This is a genomic window from Novosphingobium sp. B 225 (assembly GCF_002198665.1).
Taxonomy (GTDB): Bacteria; Pseudomonadota; Alphaproteobacteria; order Sphingomonadales; family Sphingomonadaceae; genus Novosphingobium.
Map to the genome: position 1 here is coordinate 1 of NZ_MWLM01000043.1, position 24,848 is coordinate 24,848.

A 24,848-nucleotide genomic window follows, 5' to 3' on the forward strand; every position below is an offset into this window, starting at 1 on the left:
CCCCGCTGGCGGCACTCAGTCCCCCCGCCACAGCGAGGTTCCGGTCCAGACCTTTTCCACCCATGGCGGCAGCCGCCGCACCTCGCGGTTTGACGACGAGGTTGAGCGGATGCGCCAGACCGCCACTCCTACCAGCCAGTCCTTCACCAGTTTCGGAGCACCCTTGATGGGCATTTTCAGCCGCACCCGTGACATCATCGCCGCCAATTTCACTGACCTGCTCGACAAGGCCGATGACCCGGAAAAGATGATCCGCATGATCATCTTCGAAATGGAAGAAACCCTGGTCGAAGTGCGCGCGAGCGCGGCGCGGACGATTGCCGACCAGAAGGAAATGCACCGCCACACGGTCAAGCTGGACCGGCTGCAGGCCGACTGGGGTGACAAGGCGCAACTGGCGCTGAGCAAGGACCGCGAGGATCTGGCCCGTGCCGCGCTGGTCGAAAAGAAGAAGGCCGCCGACATGGCCGAACAGCTGAAGGCCGAAATCGCCGTGCTCGACGATGCGCTGCGCGCCTATGAAGTGGACATCGAAAAGCTTCAGACCCGCCTGCGCGAAGCCCGCAGCCGCCAGAGCGCGATCGCTGCCCGCCTGGAAAGCGCTGAAAACCGCGTCAAGCTGCGCACGCTGCTGGCCAGCGAACGGGTGGACGAGGCGATGGCCCGGTTCGACCAGCTGGAACGCCGAGTCGACTATGCCGAAGGCCGCGCCGATGCGCTGAGCCTGGCCGATGGCACCGCCAAGCCCAGCCTGGCCGATGAAATCGCCGCGCTCGCCGGGCAGGACAAGATCGACGAGGAACTGGAAGAGATGAAGCGCGCGCTGGGCGCCGCGAACGGACAGAAGGAAGACTGAGCTGTGGAAGACGTTCTTGTACCAATCGCCGTCTGCGGTTTCCTGTTTGTCGGCCTGCCGTGGATCATCCTGCACTATGTCACCCGCTGGAAAACCGCCGCGACTCTGACCAATGATGACGAAGCACTGCTGGAGGAACTCTACCAGCTTGCCAAGCGTCTGGATGACCGGATGGACACCGTGGAGCGGCTGGTAGCCAGCGACAATCCTGAATTCCAGCCGGCCCGCATCACGCATGACCGCGAAACCGACAACGAAAAGCTGCGCGAATTCGGAGCGCTGCTCGAATCCAAGGGGAGGACCATCCGGTGAACAGCCTGCGCACTCGCTTTTATCGCGACAAGATCAACGGCAAGATCGCAGGCGTATGCGCCGGGATCGCCGACTACACCGGGGTTGACGTGCTGTGGGTTCGCCTTGGCATGCTGATGTTCACTTTTGCCACCGGCTTCGGCATCCCGCTGTACATCGCGCTGGCACTGCTGGCCGAAAAGAAGCCCGGCCACCTTTATGGCGACCGGCAGGAACAGCACTTCTGGCAGGGCGTGCGCCAATCGCCCAGCCGCACTGCCAAACAGGTCCGCGCCCAGATGCGCGATATCGACCGTCGCCTGGCCGAAGTCGAAGCCTTCTACGTCAGCAGCAACCCGCGTCTTTCGGCCGAAATCGAACAGCTGCGCTAAGCCGCACGATAATTCCTGAGGGGGAACAGCTATGAGCGTTGCAGAAATCGGTGCGATGATCCCGATCGTGGCCCTGATCATCCCGATCGTGGCACTCACCACTCGCCACAAGCGCAAGATGGCCGAACTGGAAGTGCGCAAACTGGAAGCCCTGGCCGCGAGTGGCAAGGGCGCCGGCAATGACCGCACCGAATGGCTGGAAGACCGGGTGAAAGTGCTGGAACGCATCGTCACCGACAAGGGCACCAATCTGGCGGACGAGATCGAAGCGCTGCGTGACCGGCCGCAAATCGCCCCGCGCCGTCCCGAACGGAGCGACGAGGCATGAACTGGGCCGGACCTGAATTCGTCCTGGCGATCATCGCGATCTCCACCGGCGGCTGGATCATCAACAACTGGATCCGCGCCCGCCACGGTTATGCGCTGGAAGACGAATGGGGCGGCAAGACCCCCCGCGCCGACAGCCAGGCCACCCAGCAGCTGCAAGCTGAAAACGCCGAGCTGCGCGAACAGCTGAGCCACTTTGCCGACCGCGTGAAGGTGCTGGAACGCATCGTCACCGACGCCCCCACCAAACTCGCCAATGAAATCGAGGACTTGCGCAAATGAGCCCTGAAGCACTGGAAACATTCCGAGTCATCGGCCCCACCGTCTCGGCCATTGGCCTTGCCGGAGTCGGCGGCTGGGTGCTGACCACCTGGCTGCGGATCAGGAACGGCTATCCGCTTGACGGAGCCTGGGGCCAGGCGGTCTATCCCAAGACCAGCAGCCAGGAAATTGAGCGGATCAAGCTGCTCAGCCAGGAAAACGCCCAGCTCCGCGCCGAAATGAGCGCGGTCAAGGACCGGCTGGCCAATGTCGAACGGATCGTCACTGACAGCGGCTATCAGCTGACACATCAAATCGAAGCCCTGCGGCTCGAAAAGGACAAGGTGCAATAATGGGTTTTGGTGATGTGATCGGACTGGCCATTGTGGTGGCTGGCTTTCTCGGTTTCGCCAGCATGCTGACCGAAGCCTACAAGGCCAAGATGCGGGTCCGCGAAAAGGAACTGGAAGCGCAGGGCGCCCGTGCCCCACTGCAGACGCCCGACAGCGCCGCGAGCGAACGGCTCGAAGCCCGGCTGCGCGTGCTGGAACGCATCGCGACTGACAAGACCGCCAAGCTTTCCGCAGAAATCGAAGACCTGCGCGAACCCGCCAACTGAGCCGCCGGAGCCGATCAATGGATATGTGGACAGTCATCATGGTGCTGGGGATCGTTGCGATGACCCAGATCGCGCGGGTGCTGCGCGCAAAGTACCAAGCCCAGCACGGGATTGTCGAAGATCGCAAGGGCCGGGTGCAGATGCTGGCCCAGCCGACCGACAGCGAACTGCAGCGCGAGGTGGAAACCCTGCGTGAGCGGGTCAAGGTGCTGGAACGCATTGCCACCGATGGTCGCCAGACCCACAATCTGGCTGCCGAAATCGAAAGCCTGCGCGACAAGTAAGGTCGCGCGACGGCAGGGAGAAACCGCCATGTACAGCGAAGCTCTCGTTTATGCCCTGGCCGCTCTGGCCGGCACAGCTATCCTTACCGCCGCCATGTTGCGCGGCTGGCAGGGCTGGCTGACCCTCAAGGCCCGCGAGCTGGATCATCACCGCCCGGAACTGGAAGGCGGCAGTTCGGCCGGCATGGCCCGGATCGAGATCGCCGATCTCAAGGAACGGATCCGCAAGCTTGAAGCCATCGCCGCGGGAGTTGACCTGTGAAAAGCACCGGTGAAGCCGCAAAGGCCGGGATTGGCCTGGGCAGTGCAATCGCGGTGGCGATCAGCTGGAGCCTGAACAAGTCGATCGTCTGGGCGCTGGTCCACGGCGTGCTTGGCTGGTTCTATGTGGCGTACCATGCTTTTACCCGGCCCGGCGGGCTGGCGGGGTAACTCCCCCGCGCAGGTTGCATGGCCAAGCCCAGGTGCTAAAGCCCCGCCCATGCGCAGCCTGTCCGACATCCACGAAGAATATGACTTCCTCGACGGCGACGAACGCTATCGCCTGTTGATCGAATTGGGGCGCGAACTTGAACCGATGCCCGATGCGTTGAAGACCGATGCCACGCTGGTGCGCGGCTGTTCGGCCTCGGTCTGGGTCTATCCCATGGCACAAGACGGGGGCGTGCTGCATTTCCTGGCTGACAGCAACGCCGCGATCACCAAAGGGATCGTCGCGCTGGTAGTTGCTGCTGTGCAAGACAGGCCCGCCGCCGAAGTGGCGCAGATCGATATTGCCGCGCTGCTCGCTCCCTTCGAGCTGAGCCGCCAGCTGTCCTCTAATCGCACCCAAGGCGTGCCCAACATGATCGCGCTGATCCGGGAAACGGCGGCGCGCCTTGCTGCCAGCTAGGCTCGCCTGGCAGGGCGCAGGCCTGACCTGCGTTGCGCTGGGCGCGATTGGCGCAGTGCTGCCGATCATGCCGACAGTGCCGTTCCTGTTGCTGGCCGCGCTCTGCTTTGCCCGCGGGCGGCCGGAATGGGCTGAAAAGCTTTATGCGCATCCAAAATGGGGACCAAGCTTGCGCGAATGGCGTGATCGGCGGGCAATCCCGCGCCGGGCCAAAATCTCGGCACTGCTGGCGATGAGCGCAGGCGCGGTGTTTACCCAGCTGACGCTGGGCTGGCCGTGGGTGCTGATCTCGCTCGCCGTGCTGGGCGGAGCGGGCAGCTGGATCTGGACCCGCAACGAATAGCGCGGGTCGCTTGCCCACCGCTCTTGCATTGCACCGCACCATGCTTAAGGCGCTAACCATCATGGCCAGCAAACCCCGCACCCTCTACGAAAAGATCTGGGACGCCCACGTGGTGGAACGCCGCGACGATGGCACCTGCCTGATCTATATCGACCGTCATCTGGTTCACGAAGTGACCAGCCCCCAAGCGTTCGAGGCGCTGCGACTGGCCGGTCGCACGGTGCGCCGCCCGGACCTGACCCTGGCCGTGCCCGATCACAACCTGCCCACCACCGCACGGCGCGATGCGGCGGGCCAGCGCATTCCGATTGCCGATGTGGAAAGCGCGCAGCAACTGGCCGCGCTGGAGCGCAATGCGCCTGAATTCGGCATCCGTTATATCGGTGATGCCGATGCGGAGCAGGGGATCGTCCACGTCGTCGGCCCCGAACAGGGTTTTTCGCTGCCCGGCGCTACGATTGTCTGCGGGGATAGCCACACCGCCTGCCACGGCGGGCTGGGAGCGCTGGCCTTTGGCATCGGCACTAGCGAGGTGGAGCATGTGCTGGCGACGCAAACCCTGTTGCTGAGCCAGTCCAAAACCATGGAAGTCCGAGTGGATGGTCAGCTTGGCCCTGGCGTTTCGGCCAAGGACGTGGTCTTGCACATTTGCGGCGTGCTGGGCGCAGCGGGCGGCACCGGCTATGTCATCGAATATACCGGCGCGGTGATCCGCGATCTCAGTCTCGAAGGCCGGCTGACTGTTTCCAACATGGCGATCGAACACGGTGCCCGCGCCGGGCTGATCGCGCCGGACGATACGACCTTTGCCTATCTTCAGGGCCGCCCCTATGCCCCGAAGGGCGAGGATTGGGACAAGGCCGTGGCCTGGTGGCGCAGTCTGGCGACCGATCCCGGCGCGCAGTATGACAAGGTGGTCGTGATTGACGCGGCAGACATTGCCCCGACCGTCACCTGGGGCACCAGCCCGGAAGACACCGTCGCGATCACCGGCGCAGTCCCCGCTCCGGACAGTTTCGCCGATCCCAGCAAGCAGGAAGCCGCGCAGAAATCGCTCGATTACATGGGGCTTACCCCGGGCCAGCGGATGGAGGACGTGGAAGTCCAGAACGTGTTCATCGGTTCGTGCACCAACAGCCGGATCGAAGACCTGCGCGCCGCCGCCGCCGTGCTGAAGGGCCGCAAGAAGGCCGCCAATGTGAAGTGGGCGGTGGTCGTCCCCGGGTCAGGTCTGGTCAAGCGCCAGGCCGAAGCTGAAGGGCTGGACCGCGTGTTCATCGAAGCTGGCCTTGAATGGCGCGAGCCGGGCTGTTCGGCCTGTCTGGGCATGAACCCCGACAAGGTTCCCGCCGGGGAACGCTGCGCCTCTACCAGCAACCGCAACTTCGTCGGCCGTCAGGGGCCGGGTGCGCGCACCCACCTCGTTTCCCCCGCGATGGCGGCGGCGGCAGCGGTGACCGGCAAATTGACGGACGTGCGCAAGCTGGGCTGAGCGCCCCGCCCGCAAAGCACCATCAGGCCGCGCGCTGGGCGCGGTCGATGGCTTCTTCGTTGAGCATGTCGGCCACCAGGAATGCCAGTTCGATCGACTGCGCCGCGTTGAGCCGCGGGTCGCAGTGGGTCTGATAGCGATCGGCCAAGGCCGCATCGCTGATCGCCACGCCGCCGCCGATGCATTCGGTCACATTCTGTCCGGTCATCTCGATATGCACCCCACCCGCATGGGTGCCTTCGGCGCGGTGGACCGCGAAAAAGCCGCGCACTTCGCGCAGGATCCGGTCAAACGGGCGGGTCTTGAAGCCGCTTTCGGCCTTGATCACATTGCCGTGCATCGGATCGCAAGACCACACCACCGGGTGCCCTTCACGCTTCACCGCGCGGACCAGCGGGGCGAGGCCCGCTTCGACCTTTTCATCGCCGAACCGGCTGATCAGCGTGATCCGCCCGGCTTCGCGCTGCGGATTGAGCAGGTCGAGCTGGCGCAGCAATTCGTCCGGGGCCAGGCTGGGGCCACACTTGAAGCCGATCGGATTGCCCACGCCGCGCAGAAATTCGACGTGCGCCGATCCTTCGAACCGGGTCCGGTCGCCGATCCACAGCATGTGGGCCGAACAGTCATACCAGTCGCCGGTCAGTGAATCCTGCCGCGTCATCGCCTGTTCGTAAGACAGGTGCAGCGCTTCGTGACTGGTGTAGAAGCTGGTGCCCTGCAACTGCGGCACCGAATGCGGATCGATCCCGCAAGCGGCCATGAAGTCCAGCGCTTCACCAATCCGGTTTGACACTTCGGCGAACTTGTCGGCCCAGGGGCTGCGGTCCATGAAATCGAGCGTCCACTGGTGGACCTGACGCAGGTTGGCATAGCCCCCGGTCGAAAAGGCGCGCAGCAGGTTCAGCGTCGCGGCGCTTTGCGAATAGGCCTGCAACAGCCGCTGCGGATCGGGAATGCGCGCTTCGCTGGTGAACTCGATCCCGTTGATGTTGTCACCAAGGTAGCTGGGCAGTTCGACCCCGTCGATCACTTCAACTGGCGACGATCGCGGCTTGGCGAACTGACCGGCCATGCGGCCCACTTTCACCACCGGCTGCTTGCTGGCGAAAGTCATCACTACTGCCATCTGCAGCAACACGCGGAACGTATCGCGGATCGTGTTGGGGTGGAATTCGGCGAAGCTTTCGGCGCAGTCCCCGCCTTGCAGCAGAAAGCCCTTGCCCGCCGCCACTTCCGCCAGATCGGCCTTCAGCGCGCGCGCTTCGCCCGCAAAGACCAACGGGGGAAAGCTGGTGAGCGTATCCGTGACCTTGTCCAGCGCCGCAGCGTCAGGATAGGACGGCAGGTGCCGGCCTTCGTGCGCCTTCCAGCTTTCGGGGGTCCAGGTGGTCATTTCGCGCACTCGCTCCTCACATCAAAGAGCGCGCCCCATAGCGGCACGGGCGGGTAAATGCAAAACATGCAAAGTCCGCCGGCCCGATCCGGAAATTTTGTTTCCGGTCCTCCCCCAGACAGACAGGATTGAAGCCGCAGCCTAGCGCGCCGCCTCGGCAGGCGGTGCGGAACCTGGCACCTTGGTGACAAGTTTCTGCCCGTCCGGGATTACCGCCAGCCGCCAGCTGCGCGCCGGGCCAAGGTACTTGCTGGCCAGGGCCTGCATTTCGGCGGGCGTGGTGCGGGTAAAGTCTGGCAACAGCGTGCGCAGCGCGGCGAACTTGCGCTGATCGCTGGTCGCCCCTTCAAGCTGGTACATGAAGAACGCGCTGCTGGTGCTGGCGCGGGTCAGTTGCTGGCGCAGCGGTTCGATCACGCGGTCAAGCTCGTCCGCGCTGGGCGGGCGGGCGATCAGATCGGCGGCGATTTCGTTCGCGGTGGCGAAGAACACCGGCACGGCATCGGGTTGCAGCTGCGCAATCGCCATGATCGAACCGCCGTTGTCCAGATCGGTCGGCCAGTCATTGTTGACCTGCGGGGCATAGCTCGCCCCCAGCTTTTCGCGCATCGCATCCAGCAGGCGGTTCTGGAACAGGTCCGACAGGATCTGCAGCTGGCGGCTTTCCGAAATCCCGGTCATCCCGCCTCCGGTCGGCCAACTGACCAGAGCGGCGGCCTGCCCCGGATCGCCGCGGTGGGTCAGCACCAAGGGCGTGGCGGTGGCGGCCGGTTCGGCAAAGCGCGGCACTTGCAGTTCGGGCGGCAATGGCTTGCGCACGGGGAGCGCGCCAAAGGTATTCTTCAGCGCTTCGATCGCCTGGGCCTTGTCGAAATCGCCGAACAGTTGCAGCTCGATCGGGCCCTGTTCCAGCACCGGTTGCCAGACCTGCCGGAACCCTTCGGGAGTTGCCGCCTCGATCTCTTGCGGGGTCGGAGTGTGAAAGCGCGGATCCTTGCCGTGCTGGATATATTTGAGGTCACGGCCCAGCACGCCCTGCGGGCTGGTGGCATAGCTTTCATACTGCAACCGCGCCGCAGCCTTGGCCCGGGTGAACGGCGCCACGTCCCAGCGCGGCAGGGCGAACTTGGCGGCAAACAGATACAACTGGTCCGCCAGATCCGCCGGGCGGGTATTGGCGGTGAACTGGAACGCGGAATCGTCGATCTCGAAATCGAAGCCCATCTTGCGCCCGGTCGAAACCCGGTCGATCTCTTCCTGGCCAAGCGTGGCCATGCCCGAACCGACCAGCGCCATGTCACCTAATGCGATGTAAGGCGCATCGCCCGAAGCAAACTGGCGGTACCCCGCCCCCCAGCGCGCCTTGACCGTCAGGCGGCCCGGCTCGTCCGCCGTCGGCCAGAGCAGTGCGGTAACGCCGTTGGCCAGTTCGACCCGTTCGATCCCCATCACCCCGGTAGGCACATCGGCCACCACTTGGCCGGGCTCGCCCAGCCTGGGCAAATCGGCAAAGCGGATCGGCTTGCTGTCCAGCCGGGCATTGCCATCGGCCTTGACGGGGGCTGACAGGGCCAACTTCAGCGCCGCCGCATCGGCCTCTTTGCCATCGGGCGTGATATAGATCGCGCGGGTGACATTGCCCTTGAACAGACGCTTGGTGTGCTCCAGCACCGCCGCCGGAGTGAACAGCGCGCGGCTCTGGTTAAAGATCCCCAGCACCACTTCGGGCGAGGCGATTGTCTCATTGATGTCGAGCGCGGTGATCATGTCATCGGCCAGCTTCGCCCCCGCCAGCAGGCGGCGTTGTTCAACCGAGCTTTCAAAGGCGACGTTGATTTCCGCCACTTCGCGATCGATCTCGTCCTCGGTCGGGGCCCGCGCCATGGCATCGGCAATCACTGCGCGGACATCGCCGACGGCCTTTTTCCAATCCGCCCCGCTGGGCGTAATTGAAACAAAGGTCGCATCTGCGCTGCGAATGTATTTCTCCTGATTGACTCCGGCGGAGAGAAAACTGCCGCCGCTGCGGGCCTTGGCTTCCAGCCGGCGGTTGATGATCGCCTGGGCGACCGTATTGATCATGATCCCCTGGTTGTAGACGATCGTGTCATTCACCGGTCGCCACGGACGCAGCACGGCATAGGTCAGCCCGCGCGGCACCTGGCCTTCGACCACAATCCGGGTCTCTCCGACCGGGTTGGCCGGATCGCTGCCCTTGGGAGCGAGCGGATCGCCATAAGGCGGCGGGGCGACCGGCTTGCCCTGGACCGGCCAGTCCGCGAAATACTTTGCGATCGTGGCCGACATCACCGCCGGATCGAGATCGCCGACCACCACGACAACCGCACGTTCCGGCCGGTACCAACGCGCATGAAACGCGCGGACCGAGGCCTGATTGGCGCCCTGCAGCGTCGCCACCGTGCCGATCACCGGGCGGTCCGCCACGCGCTGGCCCGCAAACAGGGTGCCCTGCACCGCTTCGGAAATCCGCTCTGCCAGCCCGCCACGCTCACGCTTTTCCGCCAGCACGATCGGCACATCGGCGCGCACATTGGCTTCGGACAGGGTCGGGGCGATCATCATCCCGGACAGCAGCTTCATCGATTCATCGACCTTGGCCGCACTGGCATTGGGCAGATCGAGCTTGTAGGTCGTGCTGATCGGGCTGGTTTCGGCATTGGTATCGCTGCCAAAAGTGGCCCCCAGCCGCTGCCAGGTGGGGATCGCCGCGCCGTCTGCCAGGTATTTCGACTGGCGGAACACCATGTGCTCCATCAGGTGGGCATAGCCGCGTTCGCTATCGGCTTCGAACAGCGAACCGACGTCCATGCGGATGCGGATCGAAACCTGCCCCGGCGGCACCCCGTTCTTGCGCACCACCCAGCGCACCCCGTTGGGCAGTTCGCCAAAGATCCATTCCTTGTCCTGCGGCACATCGCTGCCGCGGTACAGCCACGGCCCCGCTTTCGCCGTCGCCGCAGCCACGGGGGCCCGCCCGTGCTTTGGTGCAGTGGCCGCACGTTTGGCCGGGACCGGCTTGGCCGCAAGCGGGACCGTTCCCAGCAAGGCAGCAGACAACAACACGGCGATGGCGCGGCGCGCGCGGATGGCAAGGCTCATACCGGCACCATAGGCAGCGCGAAGTTTAAGGGCCAGTGAATAGAACGCATTGTCTCACCCAATGCAAAGCGCGGCGCATGCGGCCTTGACCACGCCCCGGCTGTGCCTACATGGCTTGGATCATGTTCATAGAAACCGAAACAACCCCCAATCCCGCCACCTTGAAGTTCCTTCCGGGGCAGCAAGTGATGGAACTAGGCACCCGCGAATTCACTGATGAGGAACAGGCCGCCGCCAGCCCGCTGGCATCCGCGCTGTTCGATCTGGGTGATGTGACCGGCGTGTTCTATGGCCGGGACTTCATTTCGGTCACGGCCGCACCAGGGGTAAACTGGTCAGACCTCAAGCCGCAGGTCGTGGCCATGTTGCTTGATCATTTCGTCACCCAGGCACCGCTGTTCAATGGCCCCGACGCCAGCGGCATCCAGGTGCCCGCCGAAGATGCCGATCTGGGCGACGATCCGGCCGACGCCGACGTGATTGAACAGATCAAGGAACTGATCGAAACCCGCGTCCGTCCGGCTGTCGCCAATGACGGGGGTGACATCGTCTATCGCGGTTTTCGCGAAGGCGTGGTCTATCTGGCGATGCAGGGGGCCTGTTCGGGCTGCCCCAGCTCGACCGCGACGCTCAAGAACGGGATCGAAAACCTGCTCAAGCACTACGTTCCCGAAGTGAGCGAAGTGCGCGCGGCCTGATCGCGCGTCAGACAATACCGAAGGGGGGAATTTCCAGTCATGTCCGAACCGCTCAACGCTGCCGCGCTCGACCAGCTGTTCAACACAGCACGCACCTATAACGGGTATCTTGATCAGCCGGTCAGCACCGGACAGCTGCACGCGATCTGGGACCTGATGAAAATGGCCCCCACTTCGGCCAATCAGCTGCCTGCGCGGCTGGTGTGGTGCACATCGCCGGAAGCCAAGGAAAAGCTGGCCGCCTGCACCATGCCCGCCAACGGGGCCAAGATCCTGTCCGCACCGGTCACCGTGATCGTAGCCGCCGACATGCAATTCCAGGAACAGCTGCCCTGGCTGTTCCCCCACGCCGATGCGCGTTCGTGGTTTGCCGGGAACGATGCGCTGCGCGAAAAATCAGCCATGCTCAACACCACGCTGCAGGCCGCCTATTTCATCATGGCAGCGCGCGCGTTGGGGCTGGATACCGGGCCGATGACCGGCTTTTCTAACGAGGCGGTCGACGCCGCGTTCCTGGCCGAGACGCCGGATTACAAATCGGTGATGATCTCGACCTTGGGTTATGGCGATCCGGCGAGCATCTTTGACCGCAGCCCGCGCCCCGATTTCAGCACCTTCAACCGGATCGCCTGATCCGCCGTACGGACTGGCCATGCTGACCCTGGTGATCGATAGCGCGACCGAGGCCTGCTCGGTCGCGCTTCTTGACGGCGATGTGGCAATCGCCGGGGAATGTCGCGTGCTGGGCCGCGGCCATGCCGAAAGCCTGGTGCCGATGATTGCGGCCTTGCCCGGCAAAGGCCGCGCCGGACGGATTGCGGTGGCTCTGGGGCCAGGCAGCTTTACGGGCCTGCGCGTCGGTCTGGCTGCGGCCCGTGCGCTGGCGCTCGCTTGGGGGGCGGACCTGGTGGGCTATCCCAGCCTTGCCCTGATCGCCGCTATGGCCCGCGCTGAACGTGGAGCCCAACCGGTCGGCGTGTGCATGAGCGGCGGGCACGGCGAATGGTTCGTCGCGCACTTTGACGCAGCGGGCCAGGAACTGGCCGCACCTGCCTCGCTTCGGCCGGAAGATGCCGCCTTGCGTGACTGGCCCGCGCTGATCGCCGGATCGCAGGCCGATGCACTGGTGGCACGGCGCGGCATGGGCGAGGCCTTGCCGCTGTTGCCGGATGCGCGCTGTCTGGGCCTGTTGCGCGCAGAGCTGCTGAGCCACTCCGTGCAGCTGCACTATGGCCGCGCGCCCGATGCCCGGTTGCCGGGCGGCGCGCAATGACCCTGCAAGGGGATCACCTCGACAAGCTGATGGCGGTGATGGATGCCGCGTTTGACCCGGCCTATGGCGAGGCCTGGAACCGCCGCCAGGTGGAAGATGCACTGGTGCTGGGCAATACCCATTTCGTACTGATCGCCGCCACCGGACAAGAACCCTTGCCCCACGAAGCTGCAGCGGGGTTTTTCCTTTCACGCACCGGTTACGAGGAAGAAGAACTGTTGTTGCTGGCTGTGACTCCGGCCTGTCGGAGGCTGGGCCTGGGCCAGACCTTGCTGGAGCGGCTCGCCCGCGATGCCCGGCAACGCGGAGCGACGCGACTGCTACTTGAAATGCGCCAGGGCAACCCGGCCGAACAGCTTTATCGCCGCTTCGGCTTTACCCCGATCGGCCTGCGCCCAAACTATTACCGAGGGCCAAGCGGCGGAAGAATCGACGCAATTACATTTGCTTGTCCGTTCTATTCGTAACCTGCGGCGCGTTCAGTGTTATTAACTCCAATTTTTCCATCAAATAACGATTTCAGACGCAATTTCGCTTGTTATTTTGAATGAAGCGCAGTAAATCCCGCGCGCCCATTTGGGTTAAAACAAATAACAACAAGTCGCGCATAATTTGATTGAGAAGGGAACAACCATGGATTCCGTACAGTCCGACATGAACGAAACGCTGATCACCCTCACCTCCGATATTGTCGCTGCCCACGTCAGCAACAACAGCGTCGGCGCTGAAGAGCTGTCGAACCTGATCAGCAGCGTCTATAACGCGCTGGCCGGACTGGGTCAGGCCGCCCCCGCACCGGAAGCCGCCCCGCTCAAGCCTGCCGTGTCGATCCGCGCCTCGGTCAAGCCGGACAAGGTGATTTGCCTTGATTGCGGTGCAGAGCTGCAGATGCTCAAGCGCCACCTGATGACTCACCACAACATGACCCCGGATGATTACAAGGCGCGCTGGAACCTGCCCGCTGACTATCCGCTGGTCGCCCCCAATTATGCCGACAAGCGCCGCGATCTGGCCAAGAAGATCGGCCTGGGCCGCAAGCCCGGCGTCAAGCGTGGTCGCAAAGCCAAGGGATAAGTGCAATTCCGGGGCAACCGGAGCATTACAGCCCATTGAAGAATCGCCCCGCCGGTCTATGATCGGCGGGGCAATTCATTGGTACAGTAGCAAATCGTGCAGCAACCCATCGATATCGAAGCCCTTTGCGCACAGCGCGGCCTGCGGATCACCGACCAGCGGCGCGTCATCGCGCGCGTGCTGTCCGACGCGCAGGATCACCCTGATGTAGAGGCGCTGCACGAACGTGCATCGGCGATTGATCCGCGCATTTCGATCGCCACCGTCTATCGCACCGTGCGCCTGTTTGAAGAGGCCGGGATCCTTGACCGCCATGATTTCGGCGATGGTCGCTCGCGCTATGAAGCCGCACCCGAAGCGCATCATGACCACATGATCGATGTGGAAACCGGCAAAGTGCTGGAATTCGTCGACCCCGAACTGGAAGCTCTGCAGCGCCAGATCGCCGAAAAGCTGGGCTATCGACTGGTTGATCACCGCCTCGAACTGTACGGGGTTCGACTGGACCGGAGCCAGTAATGGCCCTGGCGCTGGCCCGGCCCAAGGCGGTGTCGCTGCTCGGCTGGTTGCGCATCACCTTTCGGCTGCTGTGCATGGCGGTGTTGCTGCTGGCCTGCGTTCCGCTGTATTATCTGCTTGGCCTGGCTACCCGCCACAATCCGGTCCCGCGGCTGTTTCTGGCCAGTGTAGCCTGGATCGCCGGAGTGCAGCTGAAAGTAGAAGGCGAGCGGGTGCACCGCGGGGCCTTCCTGCTCGCCAATCACGTCAGCTGGATCGATATTCCGGCGATTTCCGCGGCAACGGGCAGCGCCTTTGTCGGGCATGATGGACTGGCCGCTATGCCCTTGCTCAAATGGCTTTGCGCGATGAATGATACGGTCTTCGTCGCCCGCCATGATCGCACCAGCGTGGCCCGGCAAGTCGAAGCTGTGCGCACGGCGCTGTCGGATACCGGCGCATTGGCGATCTTCCCCGAAGGCACCACCAGCGATGGCACCGGCCTGCTCCCGTTCAAAAGCGCGCTGCTTTCGGCACTCGAACCGATCCCGCCGGGCATCGCGGTCCAGCCGGTACTGCTTGATTACGGACCAGAGGCGGCGCAAGTCGCCTGGGTCGGCGAAGAACACGGGCTCGACAATTTCCTGCGCATCCTGGCCCGGCGGCGCCCGATCCGGCTGACTGTCCGGTTTCTGCCGATGCTGGCCGGAGATGAACTCGCCGGGCGCAAGGCGATGGCCCAGGCCGCGCGCGATGCCATGCTGCGTTCTCTGACCCAGCGCTGATGCCCCTTCCCACGCCTGACCCGTCGGTCCGCTTCGATAGCGACGCCGCCATTCCCTATGCCGCCGCCGGGGTCGTGCTGCCCGTGGGGCTGGCGGGTGAACTGCGGATCTGGGCGCGATCGGCCATGCTGGTCGCGGTGCTGTGCGTGCTGGTGCCGCTGCATTATCTGTTCCGGCTGGTGCGCTATGGTTCGCCCTTCCCGATGTATTTCCTGCGCCTGGCCACCCGCCTGATCGGCGCGCGGCTGAATATCCACGGCGTGCCGCTGAAGCGCGACGTCTTCTACTTGCCCAACCATGTGTCGTGGTTCGACATCTGCGTGATCGGCGGGGTGACCGGATCGGCCTTTGTTGCGCGGGCAGAGATCGCGGAAATGAAGATCCTGGGCTGGATGGCCCGGCTTAACCGCACGGTGTTTACCCAGCGCACCGCGCGGATGAACATTGCCGAACAGATCAACCTGCTGCGCGAGGCGATTGCCGACACCTGGTCGGTGGTGATCTTTCCCGAAGGATCGGTCACCGATGGCCATTCGCTGCTGCCGTTCAAGACCTCGATGCTCAGCGTGCTCAAACCGCCGCCGCCGGGCATGCTGGTCCAACCGATGGTGATCGATTACGGCCCGGTGGCAGAATGGATCGGCTGGCTGGATCAGGAAAGCGGGCTGGACAATGCCCGCCGGATCTTTGCCCGGCCCGGCACGTTCACGGTCAACCTGCACTTTCTCGATCCGTTCGATCCGCATGACTTTTCCGGGCGCAAAGCCATCGCCGCAGAGGCGCGCCGCCAGATCGAGGAGCGGCTGGTGAAAACGCTGGGCAAGCCGCTGCGCCCGTTCCGCTATGACCTCGCCATGATCGGCTATGTCGCACCCAAGGAAGAGGATTTGAATAGCCCCGCTTCGGCGCTATAGGCGCGGGGCGATGCGCCCTGCCCCTCCCCCCCAGACCTACCGGGTCAAAAGCTTTGGCTGCCAGATGAACGTCTATGATGGCGAACGCATGGCCGAGCTGCTCGCCAGCCAGGGCATCCGCCCCGCGAGCGAGGGTGAGGAAGCGGACCTGGTGGTGCTCAACACCTGCCACATCCGCGAGAAGGCCGCAGAGAAAGTCTATTCGGACATCGGCCGGATCACGAAGGAGTGGCGCCGCGACGATGGCAGCGCGCCCTTGATCGCGGTCGCGGGCTGCGTCGCCCAGGCAGAGGGTGAGGAAATCATGGCCCGCGCGCCGGCGGTTTCAATGGTAGTTGGCCCGCAGGCCTATCACCGCCTGCCGCAGATGATCGAGGAGGCGACCCACGGCCGCCGCAGTGTCGATACCGACATGCCGGCCGAGACCAAGTTCGATACCTTGCCCGCCCGGCGCTCGGTTGGCCCCAGCGCGTTCCTGACCGTGCAGGAAGGCTGCGACAAGTTCTGCACCTATTGCGTGGTCCCCTATACCCGCGGCGCCGAAATCTCGCGCCCGTTCGCCGATCTGGTGGCCGAAGCGCAGCGGCTGGTCGAGGCCGGCGCGCGCGAAATCACGCTGCTGGGCCAGAACGTCAACGCCTGGCGCGACGAGGCGGAGCGGGGGCTGGAAAAGCTGGTCGAGGCACTGGCCGCGATCCCGCAGCTGGCGCGGATCCGCTATACCACCAGCCACCCCAACGACATGACCGACGGCCTGATCGAGGCGCACCGCGACGTCGCCAAGCTGATGCCGTTCCTGCACTTGCCGGTGCAATCGGGCAACGACCGCGTGCTGAAAGCGATGAACCGCAGCCACACGGTGGAAAGCTATCTTCGCGTGCTCGACCAGGTCCGCGCGGTGCGGCCGGACATCGCGCTGTCAGGCGATTTCATCGTCGGCTTTCCGGGTGAAACTGACGCCGAGTTCGAAGATACGCTGAAACTGGTCGAGCGGGTCGGCTATGCCCAGTGCTTCAGCTTCAAATACAGCCCCCGCCCCGGCACCCCCGCCGCGACGATGGAGGGGCAAGTACCGATGGCGGTAATGGACGAGCGGCTGCAACGCCTGCAGGCTGCGCTTCAGCGCAGCAGCCTGGCCTTCAACCAGGCCTCGGTCGGGCGGCGCTGCGCGGTGCTGGTTGAACGGCGCGGGCGGCATGAAGGGCAGTGGCTCGGCAAGAGCCCGTGGTTGCAATCGGTTCACTTCACCGCAGATGTCGCGATCGGCGATCTGGTGGAGGTGGAGTTGATCGAGGCCGGACCGAATTCCCTGGCCGGGCGGCTGATCTAGACCCAATTATCCACGCCGGACTGCCGCAAGCCCGCTTGCACCCGCGCGCCATGGGCCTATCCTTCCGAATCAGGACCACCCCTGCCCGAAAGGAGCCAATGGCCCGCAAACCTGCCCGTGCCCATGAACCCATGGAGCCAGCCCGCATCCACGCCCCGCGCCGCGCGCGGGCCGAGATGGAATTTGAAGAGGCCACAATTCTTGGCGCGCTGTTCGGGCAGTTTGACGCCAACCTGGTGCAGATCGAAAACCGGCTGGGGGTCTATATCTCGGCGCGCGGCAACCGGGCGCAGATCGAAGGGCCCGAAGATGCCGTGGCCCGCGCCCGCGAAGTGTTGAAAGGCATGCATCAACGGCTGCTGCAAGGTCATGAGCTGGATGCTGGCGCGGTAGAAAGCCTGATTTCGATGTCATCCGAACCGACCCTGGAAGGGATCATCACGGGCGGGCAGGATGCCCCGCCGATCATGATCCGCACCCGCAAGAAAACCATCGTTCCGCGCAGCGCGACCCAGATCGAATACATGCGCGCGCTGGCCAGCAAGGACATCATCTTTGCCCTGGGCCCGGCAGGCACCGGCAAAACCTATGTCGCGGTGGCGCAGGCGGTCAGCCAGCTGATCACCGGTTCGGTCCAGCGCCTGATCCTGTCCCGCCCGGCCGTGGAAGCAGGCGAACGGCTGGGCTTCCTGCCGGGCGACATGAAGGAAAAGGTCGATCCCTATCTGCGCCCGCTCTACGATGCGCTGTACGATTGCATGCCGCCCGAACAGGTCGAGCGCCGCATCGCCAGCGGCGAAATTGAAATTGCACCGATCGCCTTCATGCGCGGCCGCACGCTGGCCGATGCCTTCGTGATTCTCGACGAAGCGCAGAACACCACGCCCGCGCAGATGAAGATGTTCCTGACCCGGTTCGGCATGAACAGCCGCATGGTGGTCTGTGGCGATCCGCGGCAGGTCGATATTCCCGGCGGGGATTCGTTCAGCGGCCTGAAGGACGCGGTTGACCGGCTGGAAGGGGTGGACGGCATCGCCGTGACGCGCTTCACCGTGGCGGACGTGGTGCGCCATCCGATCGTGGGACGGATTGTCGAGGCTTATGAAGGAACCGGCGAATAGTCCTGCCTTGGCGCGTCCGTGCAAGCGGCAAGACCAGCGCGGCGCTAAGATCGGGGTTCAATCTCCAACACAAGGGTTATCAATCGTGCGGAAACAAGCTCTCCCGGCCCTGCTGGCGCTGGCTGCTCTGGCTTTGCCCACCACTGCCCAGGCCAACTGGCACGCCAGCCAATGGGGCCAGACCGTTGACCAATTGGTCAAGGCCGAAAAGGCTGACGCCAAAGCCAAGAAGGTAGCGGACAAGCCGGAACTGCGTCAGTCCGGGCTGCTGATGCTGGCCGAAGGGCAGGCCACCGATCAGGGCCTGAAGGTCAAGGTGCGGTTCTATTTCGATCCGCAGGACCGCACCCTGCGCATGGTGCAGCTGGTGCCGGTCGAAACCTGGCTCAACGCCACGACTGAGGAATTCCTGATCCACCAGTACGGCCCGGCCAAGGTTACTGCGGGAACGCAGGATGGGATGCAGATGCGCCAGCTTGACTGGCACCAGACCAATGGCGACCTCATCCGCTTGCTCGAAGCCAAGGCGGATGCGGGCGAAGGCTTTGTCTGGACTGTTCGTCCGGGTGCTTGAATGGCATAGGCTGGGTCATGCTTCAGCTTGACCTGTCCATCGAAGCCCCCTGGCCCAGCCCGCCCGATTGGGAGGACCTGGCCCTGCGCGCTGCCGCAGCGCTGGCCCGGGTCTCCCCTGAACTCGCCAATCCGCGCCTTCAGGCCAGCCTGCTGTTTGCCGATGACGGCGAAGTCCACGCGCTCAACCGCGAATGGCGCGGCAAGGACAAGCCGACCAATGTGCTGTCCTTCCCCATGCTGGAGCGTGCGGACCTGCTGGACCTGTCCCCCGCTGGACCGCCCGAATTGCTGGGCGACATCGCCCTGGCGCTGGAAACCTGTGCGCGCGAGGCGGGGGAGAAGGGCATCGCACTGGAGGCCCACGCCGTTCACCTGATCATCCATGGCCTGCTCCATCTGGCGGGGCATGATCATGAACTGGGCCCGGACGAGGCCCGCGCGATGGAAATTCTCGAAATAAAGGCGCTTGCACTGCTGGGCATTGCCGACCCATATGGCGACCACGAAGCAATATAGAGGCTTGATCCCCGTCGATGTCCGACAATCATTCCGGAGAACCGGACAGTAGAGGCACGCTGTGGCGTGCAATCCGCAAGCTGATGGTCGGCGGCGATGCCGACCAGTCGCTGCGCGCGCAGCTGGAAGAAGTTATCGACGAGCATGAGGACGGCGATCAGGGCAGGGGCGCGGCCAATGGCGACCTGTCCTCGCTGGAACGCGACATGCTGCGCAACCTGCTGCATTTCAGCGAACACGATGCCGATGACGTGGCGATCCCGCGCGGCGAGATCGTGGCGGTGAGCGAGGAAGCGAGCTGGGACGAAGTCGTCGCCGCCTTTGCCACCCACGGCCATTCGCGCATGCCCGTTTACCGCGATACGCTCGACGAAGTCGTCGGCATGGTGCTGATCAAGGACGTGTTCGTCTATCTGGCCCAGGGCAAAGTCCCCAAGGACTGGACCAATATGCTGCGCCAGCCGCTGTTCGTGCCGCAGGCGCGCGGCGCGCTCGACGTGCTGGGCGATATGCGCGCCAGCCGCACCCATCTGGCGGTGGTGGTCGATGAATATTCGGGCACCGACGGGATCATCACGATCGAGGATCTGGTCGAGGAAATCATCGGCGAGATCGAGGACGAGCACGACGATGCACCGCAGACCCTGCTGGTTCCGCTGGACCATGGCATGTGGGAAGCCGATGCCCGCGCCGAGCTCGACGAAGTGGGTGACCTGATCGATCCGCGCCTGGGCGAAGTTGAAGAGGACGTCGATACGCTGGGCGGACTGGCCTTTCTGCTGGCCGAACAGGTGCCACCGGTGGGGGCCATGCTGGAACATGACAGCGGCTGGCGGCTGGAAGTGATTGCGGGCAACGAAAAACACGTTACCCGTCTGCGTCTGCATCCACCCGTTCCTCCCCAGGACGAATCCGAAGAGTAGCCCCTTGGCCATCCGTCGCCTTCCTCCCTTGCGCGCGATCGAAGCCTTTGTGCGGATCGTCCGGCTGGGTTCTGCCCGGGCTGCCGCCGACGAACTGGGGCTTTCGCCCAGCGCCCTTTCGCGCCGGGTCGCCGCGCTCGAAGATTTCATCGGCAAGCGGCTGTTCACCCGCCAGCATCAGGCGATGAAGCTGACCGACGATGGCCATGCATTCTACGATGCGGTCAGTCCCAAGTTCGATGAACTGGCCGCTGCGGTGGAAGGGCAGATCGAAGACAGCAAAGTGCTGCGCCTGCATCTGGGCATGTTGCCGCTGTTCGGCAGCCAGCGGCTGTTCCCGCGTCTGCCCGAACTGCGCAAGGCCAACCCGCGGCTGCATATCGATTTCGATACCAGCCCGCATCTGGAGCAGCGCGTGGGCGACACGCTGGACGCCGCGATCGTGCTGGCCAAGCGGCCCGATCCGGGCTTTCATTCGGTCCGGCTCGATCACAACCGGGTCTATGCCTTTACCTCAAAAGCGCTTGCCGCAGAGATCGGGCAGAACCCGGACAGTGAAGTGCTGTCACGCCAGACTTTCCTGATCCACACCGAACTGCCGGACAGCTTCGTGGCCTGGAAGCAGGCGCTGGGCATGGCCGATCTGGAACCGGCCGCGATCGACCATTATGATTCGGGCCAGTTGATCCTGGAAGCCGCCGCCAACGGCCTGGGGATCGCGATCATGCACGATGACCATTTCCATCGCAGCCATGACAACCGCCTGGCCAAGCTGTTCGATGTAGAGGTGCAAAGCCCCTACTCCTACTGGTTCATCTGCCGCCCCCACGCGCTGGAAATCCGCAGCGTGCGGATCTTCCACGACTGGCTGGTAAAGGCTGCCCTATGAAACGCATCGCACTGGTCCTTGCGCTGGGCCTGCTCTCACTGGGAGCCAAGGACGCCCCCAAGGCCCCGCCCAAGGCACCCGATCCGGTCTGCACCGACGATTCAAGCTGGACCGATCCCGGCGCACCATTCCGCATTTTTGGCAACACCTGGTACGTCGGATCCTGCGGGGTCTCCGCGATCCTGATCACGTCCAAGGCCGGGCACGTGCTGATCGACGTGCCGATGGACCAGAACGTGCCGATGATCGAGGCCAACATCCAGCGCGCCGGGTTCAAGCTGAAGGACATCAAATATATCCTGTTCAGCCATTCCCATTTTGATCACATCGGCGGCGTGGCGCGGATGGCGCGGGATACGGGCGCTACCGTGGTCGGGCGCGGATCGGATGCCGATGCGGTAGAGCGCGGCAAGGGCGGGCGTGACGATCCGCAGTTCTACAGCTCTGGCCCGTTCCCCGCGCACCAGCCGGTCCAGCGGCTGGATCAGGGGTTGGTCCTGCTCGGCTCGCTGGCGCTGACCCCGGTGCCGACCACCGGCCATACCCCGGGCAGCACCAGCTGGACCTGGCGGTCTTGCGAAAAGAAGCGCTGCGTCCAGATCGTCTATGCCGACAGCCTGACCGCGATTTCGGACGATGATTACAAATTCAGCGATGAAGCCGCCAACCCCGGCTATGCTCAGGCGTTCCGCGACAGCGTGGCCCGGATCGGAAAGCTGGACTGCGACCTGCTGATCACCCCGCACCCATCGGCCAGCGCGATGTGGGAACGGTTCGGCCCCACCGCCACCCGCTCCCCGATCGATCCCACCGCCTGCCACGCTCTTTCCCTGCGCACAGGCAAGCTGCTGGAAGCGCGGCTGGCAAAGGAAGCGGCGGGGATCAAGCCATAGAGGCTGGCAAAGCACCCCCTTTTTCCGGCAAGCTGCGGGGCATGAACCGCCGATTCGCCCTGTTCGCCCTGCCAGCCCTCGCTCTGCTCGTCGCTGCTGCCCCGCCGAAAAAAGCTGCGCCCCGCCCGGCCGCCAAGCCGCCCGCTGCCGCGCCGCTGGGCGATGTGGTCAAAGTCGCGATGGTCACCGCGCTCGGCACGATCGAGCTGGAGCTCGATCACAAGCACGCGCCGATCACGGTCGAAAACTTCGTCCGCTATGTCGATACGCGGCGGTTTGACGGGATGAATTTCTACCGCGTGATGCGCCTGCCCTGGGGCACGCCGCCCAATGGCATCATCCAGACCGGGCTGTCAGGCGATCCGCGCAAGGTGTTCAAGCCGATCGCGCATGAGCCGACCAGTGTCACCGGGATCCTGCACAAGGCCGGCACTCTGTCCATGGCCCGCAACGCGCCGGGCACGGCCACTTCGGATTTCTCGATCCTGCTTTCGGACCTTGAAGGGTTCGATGCCGATCCCAAAAGCACCAATCCCGAACTTCAGGCCGGCTACGCCGCGTTCGGGCGGGTTTCGGCGGGAATGGACGTGGTCCGCAAGATCTACGATGCGCCGCTGTCACCCACCAAGGGACTGGGCATTCTGAAAGGTCAGATGCTGGACCCGCCGATCAAGGTGTTGACGGTGCGGCGGATCAATGCCGCACAATGAACTGCTAGAAACCGAAACCGCGTCCGAAGAATGAACTGATATCGAACCAAACTTCCCGTTTTGCGCCGGTGTTTGGGTCCGTAGCGGTCAAACGATCATAGGCTTTGCCCTTGGGGATGATCAATGCTTGCTGTTCAGACTGCAGGCCAAGGACTCGCATGATCGCATATTCGTCAGCGACACTTGAAACCTTGTAGGCTGTGGCCTGCGTTCGCCCGTCGCTCTTCGCCAAAATCTTTGCAAGGCGCTTGGAGACCTTTGGTCCAGGCAAAACCTGGGTCATTTCCTGGTTTTGCGTCTCAACAGTCTCAACAGGCGCATTCAGCTGGCCCTGACCAGCAAGCATTGCTGCAGCGATCAGAGCCAGCTGCTGCATCTCAGCTAACAGTCGCCTTGACGATCACGCCCGGCTCGCGCGGGGGTTCGCCCTTGGGCAGGGCGTCGACGTGTTCCATGCCTTCTTCGACCACGCCCCACACGGTGTACTGGCGGTCCAGGAAAGTGGCATCGTCAAAGCAGATGAAGAACTGGCTGTTGGCCGAATGCGGCGCGCTGGTGCGGGCCATCGAGCAGACGCCGCGGACGTGCGGTTCGTTGTTGAATTCGGCCTTGAGGTCGGGCTTGGACGAACCGCCCATGCCGGTGCCGTTGGGGCAGCCACCCTGGGCCATGAAGCCGGGGATCACGCGGTGGAACTTCACGCCGTCATAGAACCCTTCGCGCGTCAGTTCGGCGATGCGCTCAACGTGGCCGGGGGCCAGATCGGGGCGCAGCTTGATCTTCACGTCGCCGCCGCTGGACAGCGACAGGGTCAGGTATTCGTCAGCCATGAGGTGTCTCCTGTGATTTGCGCCCCGATATAAGGCGCTCGTGCACAAAGTCACCTCCCCCGGCGCGCGGGTGGTTGCTTTTGTCCTCCACCGGCCTAGACCTCGCCGCGATGACTCCCGAAGATCTGGCCCCCGATCTGCTGCACGAAAGCGCCGAACCGGCGCTCGACACGCGCGAGTCTGATGGGCTGGACGAAGAAAACCATTTCAAGAAGGACTATGTCCGCGCGGTCCGCGAAGCGCTTGACGCGGGCGAGAATTACCGGGTCTATGAACTGGTCGAACACCTCCACCCGGCCGACATTGCCGACTTGTTCGAACTGCTCGATTCCGATGAGCGCCCCGCCCTCGCCAAGGCGATCAGCGACCTTATGGGCAGCGAGGTTATCGCCGAACTGAACGACTGGGTGCGCGAGGATCTGGTCGAAAGCCTGCCCGCCGAAACCGTTGCCGACATTGCCGAACAGCTCGACACTGACGACGCGGTGGCGATGCTCGAGGATCTCGACGAAGACGACCAGCAGGCCGTCCTCGCCGAAATGGAGCCGGAAGACCGCGCCGCAATCGAAAGCGCGCTGTCTTACCCCGAGGAGTCCGCCGGGCGCCTGATGAGCCGCGATCTGGTCGCGGTCCCGGAACACATGACCGTGGGCGATCTGATCGATTTCCTGCGCGAAGGGCGCGAACTGTCGAACGAATTCTGGGAAGTGTTCATCGTCGATGCCCGCCACCACCCGGTCGGCACCTGTGCGCTCAGCTGGATCCTGCGCGCCCCGCGCCACATCGCCCTGACCGACGTGATGCAGCGCGACCAGACGCTGATCCCGGTGTCGATGGACCAGGAAGAAGTCGCGCTGCGGTTCCAGAAATACGCGCTGATTTCCGCCGCGGTGGTTGACGAGGCCGGGCGGCTGGTCGGCCAGATCACGGTCGACGACGTGGTCCACATCATTCAGGAAGAAGCCGGGGAGGACGTGCTGCTGCTGTCCGGCGCGGGCGATGGCGACATCAATGAACCGATCCGGCTGACCATCCAGACCCGGCTGACCTGGCTGGTGGTCAATCTGGGCACGGCGATCGTCGCCGCCAGCGTGGTCGGGCTGTTCCAGGGCGCGATTGCCCGGTTTGCGCTGCTGGCGGTGCTGATGCCGATCGTTTCGGGCATGGGCGGCAACGCGGGGACGCAGACCCTGGCGGTGATCGTCCGCGCGATGGCCACCAACCAGCTGACCAGTTCCAACACCTGGCGCATGATCGGCCGCGAATTCCGCATCGCCGCCGCCAACGGCCTCGCGCTTGGCACACTGATCGGCAGCGGTGTGGGCCTGCTCTATGGCAACCCGCTGCTTGGCGGGGTGATCGCGCTGGCCATGCTGATCAACAATCTGGTCGCGGGCCTGGCAGGCATTCTGGTGCCGCTGACACTCGACAAGGCGAAAGTCGATCCCGCCGTCAGCAGTGCGGTGTTCGTGACCATGGCAACCGATGTGATGGGCTTCTTCTCGTTCCTCGGCCTTGCCGTGCTGAGCGGCCTGACCGGGTAAACCC

At 64.0% G+C, this 24,848-nt stretch carries 34 protein-coding genes; 30 read left to right on the forward strand and 4 right to left on the reverse strand.

What is annotated here, in order from left to right:
- Nucleotides 1–109: 109 nt before the first annotated feature.
- From pspA to leuC, 13 genes are all read left to right on the forward strand, one after another.
- Entirely contained in the window at nucleotides 110–856 is a 747-nt protein-coding gene (gene pspA, locus MNBBLIKP_RS07480; protein WP_088309112.1) for a phage shock protein PspA, read from the forward strand.
- 3 nt (nucleotides 857–859) lie between these two features.
- Complete coding sequence (gene pspB / locus MNBBLIKP_RS07485; RefSeq protein WP_088309055.1) at nucleotides 860–1,168, forward strand: envelope stress response membrane protein PspB; 309 nt, start codon at nucleotides 860–862, stop codon at nucleotides 1,166–1,168.
- Nucleotides 1,165–1,539 carry an envelope stress response membrane protein PspC gene (gene pspC / locus MNBBLIKP_RS07490; protein WP_088309056.1) on the forward strand — a complete coding sequence of 125 codons (375 nt, stop codon included), beginning with the start codon at nucleotides 1,165–1,167 and terminating at the stop codon, nucleotides 1,537–1,539. The genes pspB and pspC overlap by 4 nt, the downstream gene beginning before the upstream one ends.
- 31 nt (nucleotides 1,540–1,570) lie before the next feature.
- On the forward strand, nucleotides 1,571–1,867 hold the full coding sequence (locus tag MNBBLIKP_RS07495) for a hypothetical protein (RefSeq protein ID WP_254912953.1): 297 nt from the start codon (nucleotides 1,571–1,573) through the stop codon (nucleotides 1,865–1,867).
- Nucleotides 1,864–2,148, forward strand: a complete 285-nt coding sequence (locus MNBBLIKP_RS07500) for a hypothetical protein (RefSeq protein WP_088309058.1) — start codon at nucleotides 1,864–1,866, stop codon at nucleotides 2,146–2,148. The genes MNBBLIKP_RS07495 and MNBBLIKP_RS07500 overlap by 4 nt, the downstream gene beginning before the upstream one ends.
- Complete coding sequence (locus MNBBLIKP_RS07505; protein ID WP_176399708.1) at nucleotides 2,145–2,480, forward strand: hypothetical protein; 336 nt, start codon at nucleotides 2,145–2,147, stop codon at nucleotides 2,478–2,480. Before MNBBLIKP_RS07500 ends, MNBBLIKP_RS07505 begins: the two co-directional genes overlap by 4 nt.
- Nucleotides 2,480–2,746 carry a hypothetical protein gene (locus MNBBLIKP_RS07510; RefSeq protein ID WP_088309060.1) on the forward strand — a complete coding sequence of 89 codons (267 nt, stop codon included), beginning with the start codon at nucleotides 2,480–2,482 and terminating at the stop codon, nucleotides 2,744–2,746. The genes MNBBLIKP_RS07505 and MNBBLIKP_RS07510 overlap by 1 nt, the downstream gene beginning before the upstream one ends.
- Nucleotides 2,747–2,763: 17 nt before the next feature.
- A complete protein-coding gene (locus tag MNBBLIKP_RS07515) occupies nucleotides 2,764–3,030 on the forward strand; it encodes a hypothetical protein (protein ID WP_176399709.1) in 267 nt (88 codons plus the stop codon).
- A 28-nt stretch (nucleotides 3,031–3,058) separates the two neighbouring features.
- A complete protein-coding gene (locus tag MNBBLIKP_RS07520; protein ID WP_088309064.1) occupies nucleotides 3,059–3,292 on the forward strand; it encodes a hypothetical protein in 234 nt (77 codons plus the stop codon).
- Nucleotides 3,289–3,462 (forward strand): hypothetical protein, encoded by a 174-nt coding sequence (locus MNBBLIKP_RS18010; RefSeq protein ID WP_176399710.1) that lies wholly within the window; start codon nucleotides 3,289–3,291, stop codon nucleotides 3,460–3,462. The genes MNBBLIKP_RS07520 and MNBBLIKP_RS18010 overlap by 4 nt, the downstream gene beginning before the upstream one ends.
- Nucleotides 3,463–3,511: 49 nt before the next feature.
- The gene (locus tag MNBBLIKP_RS07525) at nucleotides 3,512–3,922 is read left to right on the forward strand and encodes a SufE family protein (RefSeq protein ID WP_088309066.1); all 411 of its coding nucleotides are present in this window, start codon (nucleotides 3,512–3,514) and stop codon (nucleotides 3,920–3,922) included.
- The gene (locus tag MNBBLIKP_RS07530) at nucleotides 3,909–4,265 is read left to right on the forward strand and encodes a YbaN family protein (RefSeq protein ID WP_441339268.1); all 357 of its coding nucleotides are present in this window, start codon (nucleotides 3,909–3,911) and stop codon (nucleotides 4,263–4,265) included. Before MNBBLIKP_RS07525 ends, MNBBLIKP_RS07530 begins: the two co-directional genes overlap by 14 nt.
- A gap of 61 nt (nucleotides 4,266–4,326) precedes the next feature.
- Complete coding sequence (leuC, locus tag MNBBLIKP_RS07535; protein ID WP_088309120.1) at nucleotides 4,327–5,757, forward strand: 3-isopropylmalate dehydratase large subunit; 1,431 nt, start codon at nucleotides 4,327–4,329, stop codon at nucleotides 5,755–5,757.
- Between the two features lie 22 nt (nucleotides 5,758–5,779).
- On the opposite strand, the gene MNBBLIKP_RS07540 is transcribed toward leuC, so the two are convergent.
- On the reverse strand, nucleotides 5,780–7,150 hold the full coding sequence (locus MNBBLIKP_RS07540; RefSeq protein ID WP_088309122.1) for a class II 3-deoxy-7-phosphoheptulonate synthase: 1,371 nt from the start codon (nucleotides 7,148–7,150) through the stop codon (nucleotides 5,780–5,782).
- 141 nt (nucleotides 7,151–7,291) lie between these two features.
- Nucleotides 7,292–10,270, reverse strand: coding sequence for a M16 family metallopeptidase (locus MNBBLIKP_RS07545; protein ID WP_088309068.1), 2,979 nt, complete (start codon nucleotides 10,268–10,270; stop codon nucleotides 7,292–7,294).
- Nucleotides 10,271–10,392: 122 nt separating this feature from the next.
- Here MNBBLIKP_RS07545 and MNBBLIKP_RS07550 point away from each other — a divergent pair, with 122 nt between their 5' ends.
- The 16 genes from MNBBLIKP_RS07550 (at nucleotide 10,393) to MNBBLIKP_RS07625 (ending at nucleotide 22,470) form a co-directional block, all read left to right on the forward strand.
- Complete coding sequence (locus MNBBLIKP_RS07550; RefSeq protein ID WP_088309124.1) at nucleotides 10,393–10,968, forward strand: NifU family protein; 576 nt, start codon at nucleotides 10,393–10,395, stop codon at nucleotides 10,966–10,968.
- A gap of 39 nt (nucleotides 10,969–11,007) precedes the next feature.
- Complete coding sequence (locus MNBBLIKP_RS07555) at nucleotides 11,008–11,601, forward strand: malonic semialdehyde reductase (RefSeq protein ID WP_088309070.1); 594 nt, start codon at nucleotides 11,008–11,010, stop codon at nucleotides 11,599–11,601.
- 19 nt (nucleotides 11,602–11,620) lie between these two features.
- Nucleotides 11,621–12,241, forward strand: coding sequence for a tRNA (adenosine(37)-N6)-threonylcarbamoyltransferase complex dimerization subunit type 1 TsaB (tsaB, locus tag MNBBLIKP_RS07560; protein WP_088309072.1), 621 nt, complete (start codon nucleotides 11,621–11,623; stop codon nucleotides 12,239–12,241).
- Nucleotides 12,238–12,708: a GNAT family N-acetyltransferase gene (locus tag MNBBLIKP_RS07565; RefSeq protein ID WP_254912954.1), complete on the forward strand. Its 471-nt coding sequence runs from the start codon at nucleotides 12,238–12,240 to the stop codon at nucleotides 12,706–12,708. The genes tsaB and MNBBLIKP_RS07565 overlap by 4 nt, the downstream gene beginning before the upstream one ends.
- A 166-nt stretch (nucleotides 12,709–12,874) precedes the next feature.
- A complete protein-coding gene (locus tag MNBBLIKP_RS07570) occupies nucleotides 12,875–13,315 on the forward strand; it encodes a MucR family transcriptional regulator (protein WP_088309074.1) in 441 nt (146 codons plus the stop codon).
- Nucleotides 13,316–13,411: 96 nt separating this feature from the next.
- Nucleotides 13,412–13,834, forward strand: coding sequence for a Fur family transcriptional regulator (locus tag MNBBLIKP_RS07575; RefSeq protein ID WP_088309076.1), 423 nt, complete (start codon nucleotides 13,412–13,414; stop codon nucleotides 13,832–13,834).
- Complete coding sequence (locus MNBBLIKP_RS07580) at nucleotides 13,834–14,598, forward strand: lysophospholipid acyltransferase family protein (RefSeq protein ID WP_088309078.1); 765 nt, start codon at nucleotides 13,834–13,836, stop codon at nucleotides 14,596–14,598. The genes MNBBLIKP_RS07575 and MNBBLIKP_RS07580 overlap by 1 nt, the downstream gene beginning before the upstream one ends.
- A complete protein-coding gene (locus MNBBLIKP_RS07585; protein ID WP_088309080.1) occupies nucleotides 14,598–15,512 on the forward strand; it encodes a lysophospholipid acyltransferase family protein in 915 nt (304 codons plus the stop codon). The genes MNBBLIKP_RS07580 and MNBBLIKP_RS07585 overlap by 1 nt, the downstream gene beginning before the upstream one ends.
- Nucleotides 15,513–15,522: 10 nt before the next feature.
- The gene (gene miaB / locus MNBBLIKP_RS07590; RefSeq protein WP_088309082.1) at nucleotides 15,523–16,842 is read left to right on the forward strand and encodes a tRNA (N6-isopentenyl adenosine(37)-C2)-methylthiotransferase MiaB; all 1,320 of its coding nucleotides are present in this window, start codon (nucleotides 15,523–15,525) and stop codon (nucleotides 16,840–16,842) included.
- Nucleotides 16,843–16,940: 98 nt separating this feature from the next.
- Entirely contained in the window at nucleotides 16,941–17,963 is a 1,023-nt protein-coding gene (locus tag MNBBLIKP_RS07595; protein WP_088309084.1) for a PhoH family protein, read from the forward strand.
- Between the two features lie 85 nt (nucleotides 17,964–18,048).
- Nucleotides 18,049–18,537: a hypothetical protein gene (locus tag MNBBLIKP_RS07600; RefSeq protein ID WP_088309086.1), complete on the forward strand. Its 489-nt coding sequence runs from the start codon at nucleotides 18,049–18,051 to the stop codon at nucleotides 18,535–18,537.
- A 17-nt stretch (nucleotides 18,538–18,554) separates the two neighbouring features.
- Nucleotides 18,555–19,055, forward strand: coding sequence for an rRNA maturation RNase YbeY (gene ybeY, locus MNBBLIKP_RS07605; protein ID WP_088309088.1), 501 nt, complete (start codon nucleotides 18,555–18,557; stop codon nucleotides 19,053–19,055).
- 17 nt (nucleotides 19,056–19,072) lie between these two features.
- On the forward strand, nucleotides 19,073–19,978 hold the full coding sequence (locus MNBBLIKP_RS07610; RefSeq protein WP_088309090.1) for a CBS domain-containing protein: 906 nt from the start codon (nucleotides 19,073–19,075) through the stop codon (nucleotides 19,976–19,978).
- 4 nt (nucleotides 19,979–19,982) lie between these two features.
- On the forward strand, nucleotides 19,983–20,867 hold the full coding sequence (locus tag MNBBLIKP_RS07615) for a LysR substrate-binding domain-containing protein (protein ID WP_088309092.1): 885 nt from the start codon (nucleotides 19,983–19,985) through the stop codon (nucleotides 20,865–20,867).
- On the forward strand, nucleotides 20,864–21,760 hold the full coding sequence (gene bla / locus MNBBLIKP_RS07620) for a subclass B3 metallo-beta-lactamase (RefSeq protein ID WP_088309094.1): 897 nt from the start codon (nucleotides 20,864–20,866) through the stop codon (nucleotides 21,758–21,760). Before MNBBLIKP_RS07615 ends, bla begins: the two co-directional genes overlap by 4 nt.
- Before the next feature lie 41 nt (nucleotides 21,761–21,801).
- On the forward strand, nucleotides 21,802–22,470 hold the full coding sequence (locus MNBBLIKP_RS07625; RefSeq protein ID WP_088309096.1) for a peptidylprolyl isomerase: 669 nt from the start codon (nucleotides 21,802–21,804) through the stop codon (nucleotides 22,468–22,470).
- A gap of 4 nt (nucleotides 22,471–22,474) precedes the next feature.
- Here the strand turns inward: MNBBLIKP_RS07625 and MNBBLIKP_RS07630 are convergent, their stop codons facing one another.
- Nucleotides 22,475–22,846, reverse strand: coding sequence for a DUF4919 domain-containing protein (locus tag MNBBLIKP_RS07630; RefSeq protein ID WP_088309098.1), 372 nt, complete (start codon nucleotides 22,844–22,846; stop codon nucleotides 22,475–22,477).
- Between the two features lies 1 nt (nucleotide 22,847).
- Nucleotides 22,848–23,300 (reverse strand): peptidylprolyl isomerase, encoded by a 453-nt coding sequence (locus MNBBLIKP_RS07635; protein ID WP_088309100.1) that lies wholly within the window; start codon nucleotides 23,298–23,300, stop codon nucleotides 22,848–22,850.
- Between the two features lie 110 nt (nucleotides 23,301–23,410).
- Between MNBBLIKP_RS07635 and mgtE the strand changes: the two genes are divergently transcribed.
- Nucleotides 23,411–24,844 (forward strand): magnesium transporter, encoded by a 1,434-nt coding sequence (mgtE, locus tag MNBBLIKP_RS07640; protein ID WP_088309101.1) that lies wholly within the window; start codon nucleotides 23,411–23,413, stop codon nucleotides 24,842–24,844.
- Nucleotides 24,845–24,848 lie beyond the last annotated feature (4 nt).